Raw genomic sequence first — 23,330 nt, 5'->3', positions numbered from 1 at the left:
ACGATGCTCTACAACCTGCTCTTCCCTCTGGCGGACGTCTTCACGCCGTTCAACCTGTTCCGGTATCTGACCTTCCGGACGGGAGGCGCGGTGCTGACGGCGCTCGTCATCAGCTTCGTGTTCTTTCCGCGCCTGATCGCGTGGCTGAAACGCAAGCAGGGCGAGGGCCAGCCGATCCGCTCCGACGGGCCGGAAAGCCATGCGAAGAAGAAGGGCACGCCCACCATGGGCGGCCTGATGATCCTGATCGCCGTGTCGATCAGCACGCTGCTGTGGGTCGACCTGACCAACGCCTACACCTGGATCGTGCTGCTGGTGACGATCGGCTACGGGCTGATCGGCTTCGGCGACGACTACCTGAAGCTGACCAAGCGCAACACCAAGGGCCTGTCGGGCCGCTTCCGCCTGACCTGGGAGATCATCATCGGGGTCTCCGCCGCCGCCGCCATCATGTATGTGTCGGCGCCGCCGCTGTCCGGCGGTCTGGCCGTGCCCTTCGTGAAGGACTTCCTGATCCAGCTCTCCTGGTTCTTCATCCCCGTGGGCGCCTTCGTCATGGTCGGCGCCTCGAACGCGGTGAACCTGACCGACGGGCTGGATGGGCTGGCCATCGTGCCGACGATGATCGCGGCGGGCTGCTTCGGCCTGATCGCCTACCTGACCGGCAACGCGATCTTCGCCAACTATCTCCAGATCCACCATGTGCCCGGTGCTGGTGAGCTTGCCGTTTTCTGCGGGGCTCTGGTCGGTGCGGGGATCGGATTCCTCTGGTACAACGCGCCCCCCGCCATGGTCTTCATGGGCGACACCGGCTCGCTGGCCCTCGGCGGCGCGCTGGGAGCCGTCAGCGTGGTCACCAAGCACGAGATCGTGCTGGCGATCATCGGCGGCCTGTTCGTGCTGGAGACCGTGTCGGTGATCGTCCAGGTCGCCTCGTTCAAGCTGACCGGAAAGCGCGTGTTCCGCATGGCGCCCCTGCACCATCACTTCGAGAAGAAGGGATGGGCGGAGTCCACCGTGGTCATCCGTTTCTGGATCATCGCCTCCATCCTGGCCCTCGTCGGCCTGTCCACGCTGAAGCTCCGCTGAGGGTCGCCGCCCGATGATCAACCTGTTCTACATGGAAGGACTGCCGGTGGCGGTCATGGGGCTTGGCAAGTCGGGCCTCGCCACGGCGGAGGCGCTGACCCAAAGCGGCGCCGAGGTGTGGGTGTGGGACGACAACGAGTCCAGCCGCGCGGACGCGCTGAGCAAGGGCTACAAGGTCGTCGACCTGACCACGGCGGACCTGACCGAGCTGACCACCATCGTCTGGTCGCCGGGCATCCCGCACACCCACCCGAAGCCGCATCCGGTCGCCCTGCGCGCCCGCGCCGCGAACATCGAGCTGGTCTGCGACATCGAGCTGCTGGCCCGGTCGGAGCGCGATTCGGCCTACATCGGCATCACCGGCACCAACGGGAAGTCGACCACCACGACCCTGATCGGCCATGTGATGGAGGCCGCCGGGAGGCGCATCGCGGTCGGCGGCAACCTGGGCACCCCGGCGCTGACCTTCCCCTCCGTCGGGGCCGGCGGCAGCTACGTGCTGGAGATGTCGAGCTATCAGCTTGAGCTGACCTACTCGATCACCTTCGACGTGGCGGTGCTGCTGAACATCACGCCGGACCATCTGGCCCGCCACGGCGGCATGGACGGCTACGTCGCGGCCAAGAAACTGATCTTCCACCGCCAGACCAGGCCGCGCACCGCGGTGATCGGCGTGGACGACCCGACCTGCCGGGCGATCTGGGAGGAGCTGAAGGCCAAGAGCGACCAAGTGATCTGGCCGGTTTCCGCCCTGGGTCCGGTGGCCGGCGGCGTCTACGCCGCGGACGGCTGGCTGGTCGACGACACCTTCGGCGTCGCGGAGCGCGTGGCCGAGCTGGCCGCCTTCCCGGCGCTGCTCGGCACGCACAACTGGCAGAACGCCGCCGCGGCTTATGCCGCCTGCAAGGCGGCGGGCGTGCCGACCCCGGCCATTGTCGCCGCCATGACCACCTTCCCCGGTCTGGCCCACCGCCAGCAGCTCGTCCGCACCATCGACGGCGTGCGCTTCGTCAACGACAGCAAGGCGACCAACGCCGACGCCACGGAGAAGGCGCTGGCGACCTTCGACCCGATCTACTGGATCCTCGGTGGTCAGGCGAAGGAGACCGGGCTGGACGGGCTGGAGGCCTATGCGTCACGCGTCCGCCACGCCTTCCTAATCGGCGAGGCGTCGGACCGCTTCGCCGTGTGGCTGGAGGCCAACAAGGTTCCGCACACCCGCTGCGGCACGCTGGACGTGGCGGTCAACGCCGCGGCGGAGCTGGCGCTGGCCGAGGCTCTGCCCGGCGCCTGCGTGCTGCTGTCGCCGGCCTGCGCCTCCTGGGACCAGTTCGCGAATTTCGAGAAGCGCGGTGAGGCCTTCGCCGACGCCGTGAACCGCCTCGAAGGCAACGCCGTTCCGGGGGACCGCGCCTGATGATGACCTTCGACCGCACCGATCAATCCATCTTCGGCCGCTGGTGGTGGACGGTCGACCGCTGGCAGCTCGCCGCGCTGGCGGTGCTGATGGCGCTCGGCACGGTCCTGATCACCGCGGCCAGCCCGCCGGTGGCGGAGCGCATCGGCATCCAGGACACCTTCTACTTCGTCGAACGCCACCTGATGATGCTGATCCCCAGCGTCGCCATCATGTGCGGCGTCTCGCTGCTCAGCCCGCGCGGCGTGCGGCGGGCGGCGCTGGCGGTCTTCCTGATTTCGGTGGCGCTGGTCTATGCGACGCTGGTCGTCGGCGTCGAGATCAAGGGCGCGCGGCGCTGGATCCACATCCCCGGCCTGTCGATCCAGCCGTCGGAGTTCGTGAAGCCGGCCTTCGCGGTGGTCGGAGCGTGGCTGTTCTCGCTGTCGCGCACCAACCCCGGCTTTCCCGGCACGATCCTGTCGATCCTGCTCTACGGCCTCACCGTCGGCGGCCTGCTGCTTCAGCCCGACCTGGGCATGACGGTGGTGGTGTCGGCGGTGTGGTTCTCGCAGTTCTTCCTGGCCGGGCTGAACATCATGCTGGTCGGCGGCCTGGGCGTGCTGGGCGTCGCCGGCCTCGTCGGCGCCTATTTCACGCTGCCGCACGTCCACAGCCGCATCAACCGCTTCCTCGACCCGTCGAGCGGCGACACTTATCAGGTCAGCCGTTCGCTGGAGGCCTTCGCCAACGGCGGGCTGATGGGCACCGGCCCCGGCCAGGGAACGGTGAAGTATTCGCTGCCGGACAGCCACGCCGACTTCATCTTCGCCGTCGCCGGCGAGGAGATGGGGCTGATCTTCTGCCTGATCATCATCATCCTGTTCGCCTTCATCGTGCTGCGCGGCTTCGCGCGGGTGTTCAACGACACCAACTACTTCGTGCTGCTGGCGGCGAGCGGCCTGCTGATCCAGTTCGGCCTGCAGGCGGCGATCAACATGGGCTCCGCCCTGCATCTGATGCCGACCAAGGGCATGACGCTGCCCTTCATCTCCTATGGCGGCTCCTCGCTGCTGGCGCTGGGCTTCGGCATGGGCATGGTGCTGGCGCTGACCCGCAAGCGCTTCGGCCCGGCGGAGTGACGCGCATGGCCGACACCACACAACGTCCCATCATCCTCGCCGCCGGCGGCACCGGCGGGCACTTCTTCCCGGCGGAAGCGCTGGCGCGCGAGCTGCTGGCCCGCGGCGAGGCGGTGGCGCTGGTCACCGACAAGCGCGGCCAAGCCTTCGGCGACAGCCTGCCGGAGGTGACGGTCCACCGCATCCGCTCCGCCGCCCCCGGCGGCAACCTGCTGGCCAAGATGAACGCGGCGTGGCAGATGGGCCTCGGCCTGCTCGGCGCCAACGCGCTGATGCGCCACCTGAAGCCGGCGGCGGTCGTCGGCTTCGGCGGCTACCCCTCCGTCCCCACGGTCTACGCCGCCGCGCAAGGCCGCGTGCCGGTGATGCTGCACGAGCAGAACGCCGTGCTGGGCCGCGCCAACCGGATGCTCGCCGCCGCCGCACGCCGCATCGCCGTCGCCTTCCCCGAGGTCGCCGCGGTGAAGGCGGAGCACCGCCCGCGCCTCGTCCGCACCGGCAACCCGGTCCGCCCCGCCGTCGCCGCCCAGCGCGACGCCGCCTACGCCGTTCCCGCCCCCGGCGGCCCCGTCCGCATCCTGGTGATGGGCGGCAGCCAGGGCGCGCGCGTCTTCTCCGAAGTCATTCCCGAGGCGCTGGGCCGGCTGCCCGCCGATCTCCGCGCTCGCATCCATCTGGCGCAGCAGTGCCGGCCCGAGGATCTGGAGGCCGCCCGCGCCGCTTACGCCGGCATGGGCCTCGGCGGGCTGGAGCTGGAGAGCTTCTTCCGCGACGTGCCGGACCGGCTGGCCGCCTGCCATCTCGCCATCACGCGGGCCGGCGCCTCGACCATCGCCGAACTGACCTGCATCGGGCGCCCCGCCATCCTTGTGCCATATCCCCATGCCATGGACGACCACCAGACGGCCAACGCGCGGCAGCTCGCCGCCGCCGGGGCCGCCTGGGTGATGGCGCAGCCGGACTTCACCGCCGACGCGCTCGCCGCCCGCCTGACGGAGCTGCTGGAGTCGCCGGACGCCCTGACCGCAGCGGCGCAGGCCGCCCACGGCTGGGGCATGGCCGACGCCGCGCGCCGGCTGGCCGACGCCGTGCTCGACATGATCGCCAACCCGAACCACGCCCGAACCAAGGAAGCCGCGGAATGATCAAGGCAACGCGCAGCACCATCGCACGCCCCCGCTCGTCCCGGCCCCCCTCGTCCCGGCCCCTGGGCGACTGGCCGGCGGACATGACGCGGACCGAAGGCGCCTGGAGCAACCGGCCGGAATGCCCGCTGCTGCCGCGCGCCGGCGCCGGTTTCCTGCGCGACCGCCTGCACGTCACGATCGGTTCCCAGCCCCTTCCCTACGGCCTGTCCGACATGGCCGTGGATGCCACCCTCAGCCTGATGCTCCGCCGCGGAAAGTAATCCAGACATGCGCGCCCTCCCCCTCTCGATCGGCACCATCCATTTCGTCGGCATCGGCGGCATCGGCATGAGCGGCATCGCCGAAGTGCTGCGCAACCTCGGCTACACCGTCCAGGGCTCCGACCTGGCGGAGAGCGCCAACGTCAAGCGCCTGCGCGGGCTGGGCATCCAGATCAGCATCGGCCACCGCGCGGAGAACATCGCCGGGGCCGCGGTCGTCGTCGTCTCCTCCGCCGTCAAGCGCGACAACCCGGAGGTCGTCGCCGCCCGCGCCGCCCTGGTCCCGGTCGTCCGCCGCGCCGAGATGCTGGGCGAGCTGATGCGTCTGAAATGGGCCATCGCCATCGGCGGCACCCACGGCAAGACCACGACGACCTCGATGGTCGGCAACATGCTGGAGCACGCCAACCTCGACCCCACGGTGATCAACGGCGGCATCATCAACGCCTACGGCACCAACACGCGGCTGGGCTCGGGCGACTGGATGGTCGTCGAGGCGGACGAGAGCGACGGCACCTTCATCAAGCTGCCGGCCTGCATCGCCGTGGTCACCAACATGGACCCGGAGCATCTGGACTATTACGGCACCTTCGACAACATGCGGGCCGCCTTCGACAGCTTCGTCCAGAACATTCCCTTCTACGGCTTCGCCGCGCTCTGCATCGACCATCCGGAGGTGCAGGCGATGATCCCGCGCGTGTCGGACCGCCGCATCATCACCTACGGCTTCAGCCCGCAGGCCGACGTGCGCGCCGTGAACATGCGGCTGGGCACCGAGGGCGCCGAGTACGACGTGGTGATCGACGACCGCCACACCGGGGAGAGCCGGACGATCATCGGCGTCCGCCTGCCGATGTACGGGCCGCACAACGTCCAGAACTCGCTGGCCTGCTTCGCGGTGGGCAACGAGATGGGCCTGCCCGACGTGGTGATGCGCGACAGCATGGCGAAGTTCCAGGGCGTCAAGCGCCGCTTCACCAAGACCGGCGAGTCGAACGGCATCACCGTCATCGACGATTACGGCCACCACCCGGTGGAGATCGCCGCCGTGCTGAAGGCCGCGCGCACCGCCGGCACCGGCCGCACCATCGCCGTCGTCCAGCCGCACCGCTATTCGCGCCTCGCCAACCTGTTCGAGGAGTTCTGCACCTGCTTCAACGACGCCGACGCGGTGATCGTGGCGGACGTCTACGCCGCCGGGGAGCAGCCGATCGAGAACGTCAACCGCGACAGCCTCGTCGAGGGCCTGCGCATGCACGGCCACCGTCAGGTGCTCGCCCTGCACGGCCCGGACGAGCTGCCGCAGCTGGTCCGCGAGATCGCGCGGTCCGGCGACCTCGTGGTCTGCCTGGGCGCCGGCAACATCACCCAGTGGGCCAACGCCCTGCCGGGCGAGCTGGACAAGCTGTCGGGCAAGGCGTGACGGGTTTTCTCCGATGACAACCACCACCGTCTCCCTCATCGACCGGATGCCCGCCTGCCGCGGACGGCTGACCGCCGCGGCACCGCTGGCCAACGTGACGTGGTTCCGCGTCGGCGGTCCGGCAGAGGTCATGTTCCGGCCGGAGGACGCCGACGATCTGGCGGGCTTCCTGGCCGGACTGCCGGACGATGTGCCGGTGACGGTGCTGGGCGTCGCGTCCAACCTGCTGATCCGCGACGGCGGCATCCCCGGCGTGGTGATCCGGCTGGGCCGCGGCTTCGCCGGCATCGCGGCGGACGGGCTGACTCTGGAGGCCGGCGCCGCGGCGCTCGACCTGAACGTCGCCGCCGTGGCGCGCGATGCCGGTGTCGCCGGGCTGGAGTTCCTGTCGGGCATCCCCGGCACCATCGGCGGCGCGCTGCGCATGAACGGCGGCGCCTACGGCCATGAGATCAAGGACGTGCTGGTCTCCGCCCAGGGCGTGACCCGCCGGGGCGAGCGCGTGTCCTACGACAACGCCGGCATGGGCTTCACCTACCGCCACGCCGGGGTGCCGGAGGACGTGATCTTCACCGGCGCCACCCTGCGCGGCGCGGCTGGCGACCCGGCGGAGATCGCCCAGCGCATGGCGGAGATTTCCGGCAAGCGCGCCGACACCCAGCCGGTCCGCTCGCGCACCGGCGGCTCGACCTTCAAGAACCCGCCCGGCCACAAGGCGTGGGAGCTGATCGACAAGGCCGGCTGCCGCGGGCTGACCATCGGCGGCGCGCAGGTGTCGGAGAAGCACTGCAACTTCCTCATCAACCAGGGCACCGCCACCGCGGCGGAGCTGGAGGCGCTGGGCGAGGAAGTCCGGCGCCGGGTGTTCGAGACCTCCGGCGTCACGCTGGAGTGGGAAATCAAGCGGGTCGGCGTGGCCCGCGAAGGAGCGTCCGCATGACCACCCCCCACAAGAAGCATGTCGCCGTCCTGATGGGCGGCTGGTCGGCGGAGCGCGAGGTGTCGCTGGTCAGCGGCGCCGGCGTCGCCAAGGCGCTGGAGGAGGAAGGCTACCGCGTCACCGCGGTGGACGTGCAGCGCGACCTGGAGGGGTTGCTGCGCGCGCTGACCGACCCGCGTCCCGACGCGGTGTTCAACGCCCTGCACGGGCGCGGCGGCGAGGACGGGACGATCCAGGGCGTGCTGGAATTCCTCGGCATCCCCTACACCCATTCCGGCGTGCGCGCCGCCGCGGTCGCCATGGACAAGGCGATGACCAAGGCGCTGCTCGCCCCGGTCGGCGTGCGCTCGCCCAAGGGCCTCGTCCTGACCAAGGGCGAGCTGACCGGCGGCGCCCACCCGATGCCCGCCCCCTACATCGTCAAGCCGGTGGACGAAGGCTCGACCGTCGGGGTCACGCTGGTGCGCGAGGGGCAGAACAGCCCGGTCGGCGACGCCTGGACCTTCGGCGAGCGCGCCCTGGTCGAGGAGTTCATCCCGGGCCGCGAGCTGACCGTGGGCGTCATGGGCGGGCTGGACGGCGAATGCCGCCCCCTGACCGTGACGGAGATCCGCTTTGAAGCACAGGTGTATGACTACACGGCTAAATACAGCGCCGGTCATGCCGTTCATACTGTGCCCGCGCAGATTCCCGAGCATGTCGCGGAAGAAGCCAAGAGGTTGGCGGTCCTGGCCCATCGGACCCTGGGGTGCCGCGGCGTTTCGCGCAGCGACTTCCGCTGGGATGATCGTAAAAGTGGGACCGACGGACTCTTTTTCCTGGAAATCAACAACCAGCCGGGCATGACGCCGCTGTCGCTGGTTCCCGAACAGGCCGCATCCGTGGGGCTCACCTACGGGGCTCTCGTCGCTTGGATGGTGGAGAACGCCGCATGTCAACTCGACTGAGCATCGATCCGCAGTTCCGCCCCGGTTTCGGGGGCTCTGCGAACCGGGGCCGCGACGATAGGCCCGTTCCGCCGCGCGCGATGGCGAAGTCGGCCCAGAAAGGCAACCGCCGCCGCGCCTGGCCGCGCTGGACCCGCCCCGCGGTCAAGGCGGCCATCCTGCTGACGCCGGTCCTGGTCGTCGCCGGCATGGCAGCGTCGGCGTGGCAGCGCGGCACCATCGCCGAAACCACCGCGGCGCTGCAGGAAAGCCTGATCCAGACCAGTGCGTCCGCCGGCTTCGCCATCGCCGATGTGTTGGTCGAGGGCCGGACCGAGACCGACCCGGCCTCCATCCTGCGCGTGCTGGGCGTGCAGCGCGGCGACCCGATCCTCGCCGTCACGCTGTCCGACGCCAAGGAGAAGCTGGAAAGCCTGCCCTGGGTGGCCTCGGCCTCCATCGAGCGCCACCTGCCCGACATCCTGTTCGTCCGCCTGACCGAACGGCAGCCGATGGCGATCTGGCAGCACGACCGCAAGTTCACCGTCATCGACCGCGAAGGCCGCCCGCTGGCCGACGCAACCGAGCTGGCGCGGCGCGGCAACCGCCGGATCGAGACGCTGCCGCAGGTCGTTGGCGCCAACGCGCCGATGCAGGTGCCGAAGCTGCTCGCGGCCCTCGACAACGTGCCGGCTCTGCGCGAAAAGGTGAGCGCCGCCTCCTGGGTCGGCGACCGTCGCTGGGATCTCAAGCTGAAGAACGGTGTCGTGGTGAAACTGCCGGAGGCCCGCATGCAATCCGCGTTGCGCCAGCTGGCGGAGATGGACGCGACGGGACAGGTGCTGGACCGCGACATCGTGGCCATCGACCTGCGCCAGAACGACCGCGCCGTGCTGCAAACCTCCGCCACCGCCGTCCTGCCCTGGACGGAGGAAGAGAACAAGAAGAAGCCGGGCAAGAAGACGTGATCCTCCGCCTCCCCTCTTTCTGAACCCCTCTTTCTGAAACGCGAACGACCGGACGCATCGAGGCCATAGGGTTGTGCTGAACATGGGCTTCAACGGGGCGAAAAAGCCAAAACGAGCCACGCGCGGCGGGATCATCGCCGCGCTGGACGTCGGCTCGACCAAGGTGTGCTGCCTCATCGCCCGCGTCGAGGATGCGGGAGGCGTGCGCATCGTGGGGATCGGCCACCAGATCGCCACGGGCGTGCGCGCCGGCGCCATCATCGACATGGAAGCGGCGGAGACGTCCATCGGCGCCGCCGTCCACGCCGCGGAGCAGATGGCCAACGAGACGATCCGCGACGTGATCGTCAATGTGTCCTCCCCGATCTCCCACGGCTTCAACGCCGAGGTTCCCGTCTCCGGCCAGGAGGTGACGGAGAGCGACGTCCGCCGCGCGCTCGCCCACGCCCGCAGCCTGCAGGTCGGCCCGGACCAGGCGCTGGTCCACGCGATCCCCGTGGGCTTCGCGCTCGACGGCAGCCGCGGCATCCGCGATCCCAAGGGCATGTACGGCGAGCGGCTGGGCGTCCAGGCCCACGTCATCACCTCGCCCGCCGGGGCCGTGCGCAACCTGCAGACCTGCGTGGCCCGCTGCCACCTCGACATCGAGGGTCTGGTCGCCAGCCCCTACGCATCCGGCCTCGCCTGTCTGGTCGACGACGAGATGGAGATGGGCTCCGCCTGCATCGACATGGGCGGCGGCACCACGACAATCTCCGTCTTCTCCGAAGGCACGCTGGTCTGGTCGGACTGCATCCGTCTGGGCGGCAACCACGTCACCAACGACATCGCGCGCGGGCTGACCACGCCGGTCGTCCATGCGGAGCGCATGAAGACGCTGCACGGCAGCGCCATCAACAGCCCCGCCGACGAGCGCGAGATGATCGACGTTCCCCAGGTCGGCGAGGAGGAGCGCCTCGGCGCCAACAACCTGCCGAAATCCTATCTGGTGCGCATCATCCAGCCGCGGCTGGAGGAAATCTTCGAGCATGTCCGCTCGCGGCTGGAGCATTCCGGCTACGCGAAGCTGGTCGGCCGGCGCGTCGTCCTGACGGGCGGCGCCAGCCAGCTTCCGGGCATGCGCGAGTTGGCGCAGCTGATCCTGGACAAACAGGTCCGCATCGGGCGACCGACGCGGATCACCGGTCTGAACGAGGCGCAAGGCGGTCCGTCCTACTCGACCGCCGCGGGCCTCCTTCTCCACGCCGTGCGCAATCCGGCGGAACTTCCCGTGGCGGGCCATGAGGCTGGCGCCGGCACGGGGTTCTTCGGGCGCGTCGGCCTGTGGCTGCGGGAGAACCTATGACCCACCGGACATGGTTCCCGGCCCTAAAAAGGCTCCTGCCGCACCACGCCATTCCTGCCTAAAAACACCACCCGGACCCAACCGGGCAAAGAACCCGCGACGCAAAGCATCGAACCAATCAAAAGGTTGTGGAGGCCATAACATGATCAACGTGACCATCCCCAGCATCGAACCCGAGCTGAAGCCCCGCATCACCGTCTTCGGTGTCGGCGGCGCCGGCGGCAACGCCGTGAACAACATGATCAAGTCCAACCTCGAAGGCGTGGACTTCGTGGTCGGCAACACCGACGCGCAGGCCCTGAAGGGCTCGCTCTGCGAGAAGCGCGTCCAGCTCGGCACCACCATGACGCGCGGCCTGGGCGCCGGCTCCAAGCCGGACGTCGGCCGGGCCTCCGCCGAGGAGCAGCTCGAGGAGATCATCGGTCACCTCGAAGGCGCCAACATGGTGTTCATCACCGCCGGCATGGGCGGCGGCACCGGCACGGGTGCGGCCCCGGTCATCGCCCGCGCCGCCCGCGAGCGCGGCCTGCTGACCGTCGGCGTGGTGACCAAGCCCTTCCACTTCGAGGGCGCGCACCGCATGCGGCTGGCCGAATCCGGCATCGCCGAGCTGCAGCAGTATGTTGACACGCTGATCATCATCCCGAACCAGAACCTGTTCCGCATCGCCAACGAGAAGACGACCTTCGCGGACGCCTTCAAGATGGCCGACGACGTTCTGCATTCCGGCGTGCGCGGCGTGACCGACCTGATGGTGATGCCCGGCCTCATCAACCTGGACTTCGCCGACATCCGCTCGGTGATGACCGAGATGGGCAAGGCGATGATGGGCACCGGCGAGGCCGGCGGCGAACGCCGCGCCATCGAGGCCGCCGAGGCCGCCATCTCCAACCCGCTGCTCGACGACGTGTCGATGAAGGGTGCCCGCGGCGTCCTCATCAACATCACCGGCGGCTACGACATGACCCTGTTCGAGGTGGACGAGGCGGCGAACCGCGTCCGCGACGAGGTCGACCCGGACGCCAACATCATCTTCGGTTCGACCTTCGACAGCTCGCTGGACGGCGTGATGCGCGTGTCGGTGGTCGCCACCGGCATTGACGCCGCGGCGATGTCCAACCCGCGCACCCTGCATCCGGTCAACCTGTCGCTGGTCTCCGACCGCAACGGCGGCAATGGCGGCCTCGCCAAGAAGCCCGCCGGCGCGGCCGGCCTGACGCAGGCCGCCCCGGCGCCGCTCGCCTCCGGCTCGGTTGCCCCGGCGATCCCCGGCGCCGGTCTGGCCCCGCGCCCGATGGGCGGCGTTCCGCAGCCCCAGGTCCAGCCGCAGGTCCAGCCCCAGCACCATCCGGCCGAGGTCCAGCAACACGTTCCGGTCCAGCAGCCCATCGACCCGATGGTCCAGCACGCCCCGCAGCATGCGCCCCACCCGCACATGCCGATGGGGCACGACGCCATGCAGCCCATGGAAGCCGCTCCGGCCCGCAACGTCGCCACCGGCCCGCTGCACAGCGAGCGCCGCGACGGCCACTTCATCGCCCCGAAGGCCGCCGATCCTGGCCCGCGCCAGCCGATGAACGCCCCGCCGATGTCGAGCCAGCTCGCCGCCGCCGCCCAGACGGAGCCGCCGGCCCGCAAGCCGAACTTCCTGTTCGGTCTGGTCACCGGTCTGGCCGGCCGCAAGGCCGAGCCGGCGCCGCAGCCGGCCCCGCAGCCGCAGCATCACCATCAGCCCCAGCACCACCAGCCGCAGCACCAGCAGCCGGTGATGCCGCAACCGCCGATGGCCGCCCCGCAGCCGCCGATGGCCCAGGCCCCGCGCCCGCAGGTGATGGGCGACGGCACCACGCAAAAGATCGACGAGGAAGCGCTGGACATCCCCGCCTTCCTGCGCCGTCAGGCCAACTGACGCGTCAACGAGGCTGGCCCAATTGATCTGAGGGCAACAGCAACCCGCCGGTCGCCGCCGCCTCTTTCGAAGCGGCATCGGCGGGTATCCACAACCTGTTAGACTTCAGCCGCCTCCAGAGCTTCGCAAGAACGCTCCGGGGGCGGTCTTTTCGTGTCTGGGGGACGCCGGTTTCGCGTCCGGCGATGGCGCTCTACCGCCCTGCAACAAACGGTAACAAAGAGTGATTTGTCCTCCACAGGGGCCAATGATACCTAGCATATGCGGTCATAAGCGATGACCCGCCCCGCCCTCGGCGGAAACCGGCGGCAAATCGCGGACCGACCGCACAAGACCAAGATTGAAACGGGACAGACACCGTGGCTCAGAATCGCATCAAGACCGAAGGCATGCTGCAGCGTACCCTGGCGAAGCCGGTGCGTTGCTCGGGCGTCGGGCTGCATACGGGCGCGACGGTCACCCTGACGATTTCCCCGGCCGAGCCGAACACCGGCATTGTCTTCCGGCGCACCGATCTCAGCGGCCCCGCCGCGGTGATCCCGGCGCGCTGGGACCATGTCGTCGATACCAAGCTGTGCACGGTCATCGGCAACGCCCACGGCACCACCATCGGCACCATCGAGCATCTGATGTCGGCGCTGGCCGGCTGCGGCGTGGACAACGCCGTGGTCGCGCTGGACAACATCGAGGTGCCGATCATGGACGGCAGCGCCGCCCCCTTCGTGGAGGCCATCGAGCGCGTCGGCACCGTGTCGCAGAACGCGCCGCGCCGGGCCATCCGCATCTTGAAGCCGGTCACCGTGACCGAGGGCAACAAGAGCGCCACCTTCACGCCGGACCACACGACGGGCTTCAGCTTCGAGATCGACTTCGCCAGCAAGGCCATTGCCCAGCAGAGCCATGAGATGGAGCTGGACGCCGAGACTTTCCGCGACGAGATCAGCGCCGCCCGCACCTTCGGCTTCCTGCACGAGGTCGAGGGGCTGCGCAAGATGGGCCTTGCCCGCGGCGGCTCGCTGGACAACGCGGTGGTCATCTCCGGTGACGAGGTGATGAACGAAGGCGGCCTGCGCTTCGACGACGAGTTCGTGCGTCACAAGATCCTGGACGCGGTCGGCGACCTCTATCTGGCCGGCGCGATGTTCGTCGGTCACTTCCACGGCGTCCGGTCCGGCCACGCCCTGAACAACCAGCTGCTGCGCGCGCTGTTCGCCGACACCAGCGCCTGGTGCTACGAAACCCCGCCGAGCACGGCGCTGCCGGGCGCCGTCTGGCACGCGACCGAGCGGCTTGCCGTCGCCTGACACGCGCTCCACAGCGTCACGCTTCCCCTGCCCTCCCCTTCCGGGGAGGGCATTTTCGTTTTGCGCACCCCCCTCCCCTCTTGGATTCGCGCGAGGCGAGACGCACGCACACTCCCCTCCCCTTCCGCTGAGCCAAAGCGATGACTTTTGCGCAAGAGGACGAAGAATTATAAAATATTTAATTATATCAATATTTTATTTGGTCTTTTTAAGATTCCAGCTGAGGCAAGGCGATCGAATGCCCTCTTCTCTTTGAGGAGAGGATTCGGGGTGAGGGGGTTGCGCTTTTGCCGAACGCAGCGCCACGCGCATCCCCCTCACCCTTCCCTCTCATCAGAGAGGCAAGGGCCACGTCAGCGGACTCACCGATCCGCGGCGTAGGCGCCGAAGCGGGTGTCTTCCTTCAGGATGTGCTTGCCGAGCCAGTCGGCGCAGAACTCGAACACCTCGTCCCCCGTGATGGTCTCACGCTGGGCGTGGAAGCGTTCACGGTAGGACTCGACATTGCGCGTCAGGGCGTCGTGCAGGGCCTTGTGCGCGGCGAAGGTCGGGTAGCCGGCCTCGGCCATGTGTGCTTCTTCGCGTGCGAAATGATCCTTGGTGTAGTGGATCAGTTCGTCGAGGATCGCTTCTATGACGTCAGGAGAGGCGCGGTTTTCGTCCGCACCCAGCTTGTTGACGATATCCACGAGAACGCGATGATCCTCATCGAGTTCTTCGATGCCGACGCTCATCCAGCGCGACCATTGAATGGAGTCCATGGCGATCCCCCGTCTCGTTCTTCTTATGGCGCTTCGACCCTTTATGGAACCGGCGGCGAGGGGCGTCAACGCGGCACTCAGCCGCGCCGCCCCTCCCTCTCCACCGCCGGTCAGCCGGCGATCAGCTCCGCCCACTCCTGCTCGCTGAGGATGGTCACGCCGAGGTCGCGCGCCTTGGCGGCCTTGCTGCCCGCGTCCGCCCCGCAGATGACGTAATCGGTCTTGGCCGAGACCGAGCCGGCGACCTTGGCGCCCAGCGACTCCGCACGGGTCTTGGCTTCGGTGCGGGTCATGGTCTCCAGCGTGCCGGTGAAGACCACCGTCTTGCCGGCGACGGGCGAGCCGCTGGCCGCCTTCGGGCGTTCGGCGTCGGCCACCCGCACGCCGGCGGCGCGCAGGTCGTGGATGATGGCGCGGTTGCGCTCTTCCAGGAAGAAGCCGGCCAGTTCCTCCGCGGCGACCTCGCCGACGTCGGGGATGGCGACCAGTTCACCCCAGCCGGGACCGGGCTGCGCGCCGACGGCGGCGAGCATCGCCGTCTTCCAGTCCGCCAGGGCGCCGTAGCGCTCGGCCAGCGCCTGGGCGGCCCGGCTGTCCACCTTCTTGATGCCAAGCAGCTTGATGACGCTGTCCAGCCGCAGCGCCTCCTGACCGGCGTAGAAGTCCAGCTTCGGCAGGTTCTCCGGATCGGCGAACCAGGCGAGCAGAGCGTCGGCCTTCACCGGGCCGAGGCCGTTGAGGGCGTGCAGGTCGCGCCACGCGTCGCCCGGCATGTTGGCGACGGCGCGCTCCATCCCCTCCAGCCAGCCGTCGATCGAGCCGTAGTGGCGGGCCAGCGACTTGGCGGTCACCTCGCCGATGTGGCGGATGCCCAGCGCGAAGATGAAGCGGTGCAGGTCGATGCGCGCGCGCCGCTGGTTGATGGCGGCGAACAGGTTCTCGACCGACTTCTCCTTCCAGCCCGGACGGCCGAGGATGGCGATCTCCCCCGCCGCCACCCGGCGCTCCAGCGTAAAGATGTCCACGGGAGAGCGGATCAGCCCATCCTCCCAGAACTCCTCGATGGTCTTCTCCCCCAGACCTTCGATGTCGAAGGCGTTGCGCGACACGAAATGGCGCAGCCGTTCCTTGGCCTGGGCGGCGCAGATCAGCCCGCCGGTGCAGCGGCGCACCGCCTCGTCCGGTTCGCGCACGGCGAGGCTGCCGCAGACCGGACAATGGTCGGGAAAGACGTAGGGCACGGCGTCGTCGGGGCGCTGCCCCTCCACCACCCCGACGATCTGCGGGATCACGTCGCCGGCCCGCTGGACCGTCACCAGATCGCCGATGCGGACGTCCTTGCGGGCGATCTCGTCCTCGTTGTGCAGGGTGGCGCGGCTGACCACCACGCCGCCGACGGTGATGTCCTCCAGTTCGGCCACCGGGGTCAGGGCGCCGGTGCGGCCGACCTGGATGGTGATGCCCTTCAGCCGGGTCTGCGCCTGCTCCGCCGGGAACTTGTGGGCGATGGCCCAGCGCGGCGCCCGGCTGACGAAGCCCAGCCGCTGCTGAAGCTCCAGGCTGTTGACCTTGTAGACCACGCCGTCGATGTCGAAGGGCAGCGCCGAGCGCTCCTCGCCGATCTTCCGGTAATGGGTCAGCAGCGCCTCGGCGCCGTCGCACAGGTTGGCCGGGCGGTTCAGCGAGAAGCCCCAGCCGCGCAGCCGCTCGCGGATGCCCCACTGGGTGTCGGCGATCGGCTCCGACAGCTCGCCCAGCGCGTAGCCGAAGAAGCAGAGCGGGCGCGACGCGGTAACCGTCGAATCCTTCTGGCGCAGCGACCCGGCGGCGGCGTTGCGCGGGTTGGCGAACAGGTCCTCCCCCCGCTCCGCGTAGGCGCGGTTCATCGCCAGGAAGTCGTCGCGGTTCATGTAGACCTCGCCGCGCACCTCCAGCACCGCGGGATAGGGCGCCTCCAGTGTCTGCGGCACGTCGCGGATGGTGCGGACGTTGGCGGTCACGTCCTCGCCCTCCGTCCCGTCGCCGCGGGTGGCGGCCAGAACCAGCCGGCCGTTTTCGTAGCGGAGCGAGCAGGACAGCCCGTCGATCTTCGGTTCGGCCACGAACTCCAGCGGGGCGTCGTCGGACAGGCCGAGGAAGCGGCGGACGCGGGCGACGAACTCGTGCGCCTCCTCCGGCTCGAAGGCGTTGCCGAGCGACAGCATGGGCAGCGCGTGCCGCACCTTGCGGAAGGCCGCCGCCGGGGCGGCGCCGACGCGCAGCGAGGGCGAATTGGCCCGGCGCAGCTCCGGATAGCGCGCCTCGATCCCGTTGTTGCGGCGGACCAGCGCGTCGTAGGCGGCGTCGGAAATCTCCGGCTTGTCCTGCTGGTGGTAGAGCCGGTCGTGGTGGGCGATTTCCTGGGCCAGCGCGGCCAGTTCCGCCTGCGCCTGCTCCACCGTCAGCTCCTCCACGGGGATGCTGCGGAGCGCGGCGGGGGTGTCGAACAGGTCGTTCATGGCGGGTCTCTTCGGTGCCTTCTCATGAGGACGGCGCTGGATCGACGGGCGCCGCCGGGGGCGCAGCATAGCGCCGCGGGGGCGTGCCGTGGAGTCCGGCCTTGAGCCGGTCTGGCATTCGGCCCCGTCCGCACCAACCTTGAAACCGCAGACATGGAGCAGACCTAGAAAAGTGCGGGGGCGCGAGGGTTGCGTGTATGATGAGCCGGCGCCCGTGAACGGATGTGCTGTATGACCGAGCCGACCAGCCGTGCGACCGCCGGCAACCTGACCCCCAGCAGCCTGACCATCGACGATCGATTCGTCATCGCCGCGGCGCTTGACCGCATCCTGTATGACGATCCCGACCATTTCGCGACGGAGGACGCGCGCCTGCTGCGCCGCATGATTCCGCGCACCCCCTCCCCCTGGCTGCGGCTGGGTTTCCGTGCGGAGAGCCAGGGGCCGTCCATGTCGGGCCGGGCCGCCGGGGTGGGCGACGTCAAGATGGACGGCGACAAGAAGGTGGTCGAGGGCGGCGTGGGCGAGGCCCCGGTCTGGCGCTGCGGCCAGTACAAGATCTCCAACCACGGCGACGATCTGGAGATCTGGCAGGTGATGAGCGACGAATTCGCCGAGGAGCCGAAGGGCGCCCGCCTGGAATACGGCGCCACGGGCACGCCGGAACGCCTGACCTTCTTCCAGCCGCGGGATTTGGAACTGCGGATTCCCTTCACGGGGATCGCGGTTGGCCTGCGGCTGGGTGGCTGGCAACCGTGGAAGAAGGCGTCGTAACGCTCCATCCGACCGGTGCCGAAGACGTTGGACCGCACTTCCCAAGACCCAACGTCTGGAGATGCAAACCGGTGGACCGCTTGGCTCACCCGCTCAGATGTTCGTCCACTGATTGCCCGGCCGGTTGACGACCGCCTGGGTCTGCGGCGCGAACGCCGCCACCTCGATGGAGAAGATCACGCCGGGGTCCAGCAGGCCTGAAATCCAGGACGGCGGATTCTGGCCGTTGCTGTTCGTATCCCGGCGGATCGGCGCACCGGGCATGGTGTCGTAGATCATGCCATCGGCGGTGGTCACATACATGTGTTCCGGCAAGCGCTGCCCGGGCTCGAAATGCCCCCACAGCTTGATGCGCGTGCCGGGAGTCGGCACCAGCCCGAACTCCCGGCACAGCAGGCGCAGACTGCGCGACGGAGGAACCGCCGCTCCGCGTAGGCATTGCCGAATCTCGTTGTTCGTGACCACCCGCAGCCCGGGCGCGATGTTGTTGTTGGCGGTCACGGGTGGGACACCCAGCAAATCGGACGTCAACAGGTTGCCCAATTGTGCGTATCGGTTGTTGACGTCTTCTTGCTGGGCCGGATCACCGGACAAGGCGAAAACGTGGCACGCCATGTCCATGTAATTCGCGCTGTCGGTGAGATACTGCTTGGGCATAAGGTCCTCCTCATGTGCGATAAGATTCCTGCCGGCGACCGGACGGCCCGCGCCGGCAGGAGGTCACATTGAGAAGGACGAGGAGGACAGTCCGGCCGTGAAGGCCGGCGCGCCCGTTACGCCGCGTCGTAATGATGCAACGGATCAATGTGCTGGTCGAGGGCGGCGAAGTGGCCGTAGAGGTCGGCTCCGCCCGTGTGGTCCAGCGCGGCCGTGGCGTGGTCCGGGTGGGCGGAAGCGGCCTCCAGTCCTTGGGTCACCAGATGCTGGTAGACAGCGTCCTGGGCGTCGCCGACCTGGGTGGCGGCCATCGTGGTGGCGGTCGCGGAGGGAAACCAGCTCTTGTCGGCGTCGACGACCAGCGTGCCGTTCCACCACAGGCCGGCCTGCCCCTTCACCACGTCCTTGCCGTCCAGCGCACCCTTGTCGTAGGTGACGTTCGACGCCGTGGGGGCGACGGCGTGGCCGTTGATGGTGACCTTGTTGACGAACAGCGAGCGGTCCTGCCCGTTCACCACGGCGTCGTTGTCATACTGCACCTGGACCTTGTGCGCCTGATCGGCGGTCAGGTTGGTGGCGAAGGTGAAGTCCTTGGCCGCCGTGCCGACCGTGGCGCCGCCGATGGCCTTTCCGTCCACCAGCAGGTTGAAATGGGCGTTCACCCCACCCGCCGCGGCGCCGGAGGCGTTGACCGTGATCGTCGTGTTGGCGGGCGCCGCCCCAACCGGAAAATTCTGGGCCGGAAAGTCCTTGGCCGGGGCATCGACCACCAGTGTGCCGCCCCACCACATGGACGACTGGCCCTTGACCACGTCCTTGCCATCGAGCGCGCCTTTGTCGTAGGTGACGTTGGCCGCGGTCGGGCTGTGGGCGGTGCCGTTGATGGTCACCTTGTTGACGAACAGGTTGCGGTCCTGGCCGTTCACAAAACCGTCGTTATCGTACTGGATCTGCACCTTGTGCGCCTGCTCGGCGGTCAGGTTCGTGGTGAAGCTGTAATCCTTCGCCGCCGAATCCACCGTGGCCTGCCCCACCGTCTTGCCGTCCACCAGCAGCTTGAAATGGGCGTTCACCCCGCCGGCCGGTGCGCCGGAGGCGTTGACGATGACCGTCGTGGCGCTCTGCTCCGTCGCCACCGGGGCGGACTGGGCGATCTTGGCCAGCAGGGCGTCGGTGTCCAGTTCGAAGTAACCGGCGGTGCCCATGGCCTTGCCGGTGCTGCGGGCGAGGTTGAGGAACTCGTCCTGGGTCAGCCGGGTGCCGGTCTGCTCCACCCACGCCTGCTGCGCCTTCGCCACCGCCGCGGTGACCGCCGGAGCGGCGAAGGAGGAACCGTTGGCCGTGTAGGTGACGCCCGAGAGGTTGGTGATCCGCACGTCGGTGCCGTCGGCGCAGACATCGGTCAGGGACGGGCTGCGCTGCGCCCAGGACGGGAACGCTCCGTCGCCGGTCGAGGCCGAGACGCAGATCTGGTTCACGTCGGCCGAGTAGCTGGAGACGCCCTGCGTCACCCCGCCATCGCCGCTGTTGCCGGCGGCGGCCACGGTCAGCACGCGCTTGGCGGCCAGCGCCGCCAGCTCGTCGGAGATCGAGGTGGTCGCCGCGGTCGTCTGCGCGCCGCCGCCCAGCGAGAGGTTCACGGCCGTGACGTTGTACGCGTCGGCGTTGGCGACGACCCATTGCAGGGCCTTTTCGATGTTGGCCTCGCTGGCGCCGCTGCCGTCGTCGGGCATGACCTTGAGCGCAATGATGCCGACGTCGGGCGCGTTCTCCAGGATCTCCGCGGTGACCAGGGCGCCGTGCGTGTTCGCGTTGGCGACCATGACGTCGTTGTCGTTTCCGTAGAAGTCATGCTGGTAGACCAGCCGGCCCGTGTTCCAGGCGGAGGACAGGCCGCTGTCGATCACGACGACGTTGCCGGCGGAAGCGGAGCTGTTCGACATCTTGCCAACCTTGTTCGTTCTTGGGAGAACAGCGCCCGTTTCCGGACGCGCAAGGGTGGACTATGCGTGTTTTGCTGTGGCCGCCGTATGACCGCTGCGGGCGATTGCTGTGACTTAATACCGTCACGCCAAACTTCATCTTGGGCGCGGCGCCCAGTCCGGCGCTCCGGCGAGCGAATGAAGGGAGACGGTCCGCTCATTCGCTCGCCGCTATATGGATGCTACCCCCGCCCGGCGATCAGGCTGTCGGCGGCGGCGCGGGCCTCGGCGGTGACGGTGGCGCCGGACAGCATGCGGGCGATCTCCTCGCGGCGGTCGTCGCCGTCCAGTTCGACCACGCCGGTCGTCACCTGCTCGCCCTTCACCGACTTCTGCACCTTGAGGTGGATGGAGCCGCGTGCGGCGACCTGCGGGCTGTGGGTGACCACGAGCACCTGGAGCCCCTGCCCGAGCGTCTTCAGCCGCTCGCCCACCGCGGCGGCGACGGCGCCGCCGATGCCGGTGTCCACCTCGTCGAACACCAGAGTGCCGACGGTCGAGGTCTGGGCAAGCACCACCTTCAGCGCCAGCATGAAGCGCGCCAGCTCACCGCCGGAGGCGATCTTGTTCAGCGCGCCGGGCGGCGAGCCGGGGTTGGTGGCGACCTGGAAGGCCACGCGGTCCATGCCCGACGCCGTCCAGTCCGACTCGTCGGCCAACGGCTCGACCAGCGTGCGGAACTTCGCCTTTTCCAGCTTCAGCGGTGCGAGTTCCGTGGCAACGGCGGCATCCAGGCGGCCGGCGGCCTGCTGGCGCTCCCGGTTCAGCGACTCGGCGGCCTTGCGGTAGGCGTCGCGGGCGACCTCGGCCTCGCGGGCGAGGCGGGCCAGCAGATCGCCCTGATCCTCGATCAGCAGCAGACGGTCGGCCATGTCCTTGCGCAGGGGGGCCAGAGCATCGACGTCCACCCCGTGCTTGCGGGCGGCGGCGCGCAGGGCGAACAGCCGCTCCTCCAGCTTCTCCAGGGCCTGCGGGTCCATGTCCACGTCGGAGGACACGGCCTGGAGCCCGGCGATGGCTTCCCCCGCCTCGGTCGCGGCGCGGTCCAGGGCGGCGATGACCGGGTCCAGCTTGCCGGCGGCCTTGTCGGCGATGCGGCTCAGCGTGCGGATGGCCGAGGACAGGGCGCGCTCCACCCCGCGGTCGCCCGACAGCTCCCCATAGGCGGCGTTCAGGGCATCGACCAGCTTTTCCCGGTGCATCAGCACGGCGCGGGTCTCGGCCAGTTCCTCCTCCTCGCCTTGCTTGGGAGCGAGGGCATCCAGCTCGGCCACGGCGTGGCGGAGATACTCCTCCTCCGAGCGGGCGCGGGCGATCTCGGCGGCGGCGTTGGCGCGCGCGTCCTCGACCTGCCTCCACGCCCGGTGGGCGGCGGCGACCTGGGCGGCGTGGCCGGACAGCCCGGCGTAGGCGTCCAGCACGCTGCGGTGGGTTTGCGGATTCAGCAGGCCGTGGGTGTCGAACTGGCCATGGACCTCGACCAGCTCCTCACCCAGCCGCTTCAGCAGGCCGACGCCGACCGCCTGGTCGTTGACCCAGGCGCGGCTGCGCCCGTCGGCGCTGACGGTGCGGCGGACGACCAGCCGCTCCTCGGGGTCGAGCCCCTGCTCCCTGAGGATGGCGAGCGCCGGGTGGTCGCCGGACAGGTCGAACTCCGCCGTCACCGACGCCTGGTCGGCGCCGTGGCGGACGAGGCCCGAATCGGCCCGAGCGCCCAGCGCCAATCCCAGCGCGTCGAGCAGGATCGACTTGCCTGCACCGGTCTCGCCGGTGAGGACGCATAAGCCCTTGCGGAAGCCCAGCCCCAGCCGTTCGATCAGGACGACGTCCCGGATCGTCAGCGACGCCAGCATGGATCGTCCTAGAACAGGGAGCTCCAGGCTCTGCTGATCCAGGACTTCTCGTTTCGCTCCGGACGCACGTTGGCGTCCACCAGCAGTGCGTAGCTGTCCGTGTACCATTCGCTGCCGGGGAAGTTGTGGCCGAGCACGGCGGCGGCGGTCTTCGCCTCGTCCGTGATTCCCAGCGCCAGATAGCACTCCACCAGCCGGTGCAGCGCCTCAGGGACGTGGGAGGTGGTCTGGTAGTTTTCAATCACCGTGCGGAACCGGCCGATGGCGGCGGTGTACTGACCCTGCTTCAGATAGAAGCGCCCGACCTCCATCTCCTTGCCGGCGAGATGGTCGTTGGTCAGGTCGATCTTGATCTTGGCGTCGCGGGCGTACTGGCTGTCCGGAAAGCGGCGCACGACCTCCGACAGCGCGTCGAGCGCCAGACGGGTCATGCGCTGGTCGCGGCGGACGTCGGTGATCTGCTCGTAATAGGACAGCGCCCGCATGTAGTAGGCGTAGGAAACGTCGGGGCTGCCCGGATGAAGCTGGATGTAGCGGTCGAGCGCCAGGATCGCGTCGTCGTATTTCAGATCCTGGTAATGGGCGTAGGCCGCCATGATCTGCGCCTTGCCCGCCCACTCGGAATAGGGGTGCTGGCGCTCCACCTCGTCATAGAGCTTGGCGGCCACCTTGAACCGCTCTTCCCGCATGGCGGCGTCGGCCTCTTGGTAGATCTGCTCGGCCGGACGCTCGACATACTGGTCCTCGGTTTTGGTCGAGGAGCAGGCGGTCAGGGCGGAAGCCAGGAGGAGGGCCGCAAGCGGCAGACGGGAAAAACGGCAGGGCATGGTCGTCGCGATGCTTTCGAAGTTGGCCCTATATAGCACGCCGGGGCGCGGGGGCGGCAAGCCGCTTCGGCGAACAAATTTCGAACCTCGCCGTCACGGTGCGACCCGACGCCCGGTGCGGAGGGCCG

19 protein-coding genes are annotated in these 23,330 nt (G+C 69.0%); 13 read left to right on the top strand and 6 right to left on the bottom strand.

From position 1 onward, the window contains the following. Positions 1–3: 3 nt before the first annotated feature. From mraY to lpxC, 12 genes are all read left to right on the top strand, one after another. Positions 4–1,089, top strand: a complete 1,086-nt coding sequence (gene mraY / locus AMK58_RS03940) for a phospho-N-acetylmuramoyl-pentapeptide-transferase (protein WP_035675379.1) — start codon at positions 4–6, stop codon at positions 1,087–1,089. A gap of 13 nt (positions 1,090–1,102) precedes the next feature. After that, positions 1,103–2,506 (top strand): UDP-N-acetylmuramoyl-L-alanine--D-glutamate ligase, encoded by a 1,404-nt coding sequence (murD, locus tag AMK58_RS03935; protein WP_035675382.1) that lies wholly within the window; start codon positions 1,103–1,105, stop codon positions 2,504–2,506. Continuing rightward, positions 2,506–3,627 (top strand): putative lipid II flippase FtsW, encoded by a 1,122-nt coding sequence (gene ftsW, locus AMK58_RS03930; RefSeq protein WP_173400344.1) that lies wholly within the window; start codon positions 2,506–2,508, stop codon positions 3,625–3,627. Before murD ends, ftsW begins: the two co-directional genes overlap by 1 nt. A gap of 5 nt (positions 3,628–3,632) precedes the next feature. Further along, positions 3,633–4,772 (top strand): undecaprenyldiphospho-muramoylpentapeptide beta-N-acetylglucosaminyltransferase, encoded by a 1,140-nt coding sequence (murG, locus tag AMK58_RS03925; protein ID WP_059398645.1) that lies wholly within the window; start codon positions 3,633–3,635, stop codon positions 4,770–4,772. Next, positions 4,769–5,035, top strand: coding sequence for a hypothetical protein (locus AMK58_RS03920; RefSeq protein WP_059398644.1), 267 nt, complete (start codon positions 4,769–4,771; stop codon positions 5,033–5,035). Before murG ends, AMK58_RS03920 begins: the two co-directional genes overlap by 4 nt. A gap of 7 nt (positions 5,036–5,042) precedes the next feature. Then, a complete protein-coding gene (murC, locus tag AMK58_RS03915; protein ID WP_014241223.1) occupies positions 5,043–6,458 on the top strand; it encodes a UDP-N-acetylmuramate--L-alanine ligase in 1,416 nt (471 codons plus the stop codon). A 13-nt stretch (positions 6,459–6,471) separates the two neighbouring features. Then, on the top strand, positions 6,472–7,398 hold the full coding sequence (gene murB, locus AMK58_RS03910) for a UDP-N-acetylmuramate dehydrogenase (RefSeq protein WP_035675399.1): 927 nt from the start codon (positions 6,472–6,474) through the stop codon (positions 7,396–7,398). After that, on the top strand, positions 7,395–8,345 hold the full coding sequence (locus AMK58_RS03905; RefSeq protein ID WP_035675402.1) for a D-alanine--D-alanine ligase: 951 nt from the start codon (positions 7,395–7,397) through the stop codon (positions 8,343–8,345). Before murB ends, AMK58_RS03905 begins: the two co-directional genes overlap by 4 nt. Continuing rightward, positions 8,330–9,292, top strand: coding sequence for a cell division protein FtsQ/DivIB (locus AMK58_RS03900; protein ID WP_051140335.1), 963 nt, complete (start codon positions 8,330–8,332; stop codon positions 9,290–9,292). The genes AMK58_RS03905 and AMK58_RS03900 overlap by 16 nt, the downstream gene beginning before the upstream one ends. 82 nt (positions 9,293–9,374) lie before the next feature. Further along, positions 9,375–10,637: a cell division protein FtsA gene (ftsA, locus tag AMK58_RS03895; protein ID WP_035675408.1), complete on the top strand. Its 1,263-nt coding sequence runs from the start codon at positions 9,375–9,377 to the stop codon at positions 10,635–10,637. Positions 10,638–10,779: 142 nt separating this feature from the next. Then, complete coding sequence (gene ftsZ / locus AMK58_RS03890; RefSeq protein ID WP_059398643.1) at positions 10,780–12,546, top strand: cell division protein FtsZ; 1,767 nt, start codon at positions 10,780–10,782, stop codon at positions 12,544–12,546. A 359-nt stretch (positions 12,547–12,905) separates the two neighbouring features. Next, positions 12,906–13,850, top strand: a complete 945-nt coding sequence (lpxC, locus tag AMK58_RS03885) for a UDP-3-O-acyl-N-acetylglucosamine deacetylase (protein WP_051140336.1) — start codon at positions 12,906–12,908, stop codon at positions 13,848–13,850. A gap of 362 nt (positions 13,851–14,212) precedes the next feature. On the opposite strand, the gene AMK58_RS03880 is transcribed toward lpxC, so the two are convergent. Next, complete coding sequence (locus AMK58_RS03880) at positions 14,213–14,611, bottom strand: bacteriohemerythrin (protein WP_035675418.1); 399 nt, start codon at positions 14,609–14,611, stop codon at positions 14,213–14,215. A gap of 110 nt (positions 14,612–14,721) precedes the next feature. After that, a complete protein-coding gene (ligA, locus tag AMK58_RS03875) occupies positions 14,722–17,109 on the bottom strand; it encodes an NAD-dependent DNA ligase LigA (protein ID WP_035675420.1) in 2,388 nt (795 codons plus the stop codon). 231 nt (positions 17,110–17,340) lie between these two features. Here ligA and AMK58_RS03870 point away from each other — a divergent pair, with 231 nt between their 5' ends. Continuing rightward, positions 17,341–17,883: a hypothetical protein gene (locus AMK58_RS03870; protein ID WP_035675423.1), complete on the top strand. Its 543-nt coding sequence runs from the start codon at positions 17,341–17,343 to the stop codon at positions 17,881–17,883. A gap of 93 nt (positions 17,884–17,976) precedes the next feature. Here the strand turns inward: AMK58_RS03870 and AMK58_RS03865 are convergent, their stop codons facing one another. The 4 genes from AMK58_RS03865 to AMK58_RS03850 form a co-directional block, all read right to left on the bottom strand. After that, a complete protein-coding gene (locus AMK58_RS03865; RefSeq protein WP_035675425.1) occupies positions 17,977–18,540 on the bottom strand; it encodes a hypothetical protein in 564 nt (187 codons plus the stop codon). A gap of 116 nt (positions 18,541–18,656) precedes the next feature. After that, on the bottom strand, positions 18,657–20,483 hold the full coding sequence (locus AMK58_RS31235; RefSeq protein ID WP_059398642.1) for a carbohydrate-binding domain-containing protein: 1,827 nt from the start codon (positions 20,481–20,483) through the stop codon (positions 18,657–18,659). Positions 20,484–20,704: 221 nt separating this feature from the next. Next, a complete protein-coding gene (gene recN / locus AMK58_RS03855; protein ID WP_035675426.1) occupies positions 20,705–22,375 on the bottom strand; it encodes a DNA repair protein RecN in 1,671 nt (556 codons plus the stop codon). Between the two features lie 8 nt (positions 22,376–22,383). After that, on the bottom strand, positions 22,384–23,202 hold the full coding sequence (locus tag AMK58_RS03850) for an outer membrane protein assembly factor BamD (protein ID WP_035675427.1): 819 nt from the start codon (positions 23,200–23,202) through the stop codon (positions 22,384–22,386). Between the last annotated feature and the right edge of the window lie 128 nt (positions 23,203–23,330).

Origin of the sequence: Azospirillum brasilense (assembly GCF_001315015.1) — a bacterium.
Taxonomy (GTDB): domain Bacteria; phylum Pseudomonadota; class Alphaproteobacteria; order Azospirillales; family Azospirillaceae; genus Azospirillum; species Azospirillum brasilense.
The sequence above is the reverse complement of the archived record's forward strand: the minus strand, read 5'-3'. Positions and strand labels throughout refer to the sequence as shown.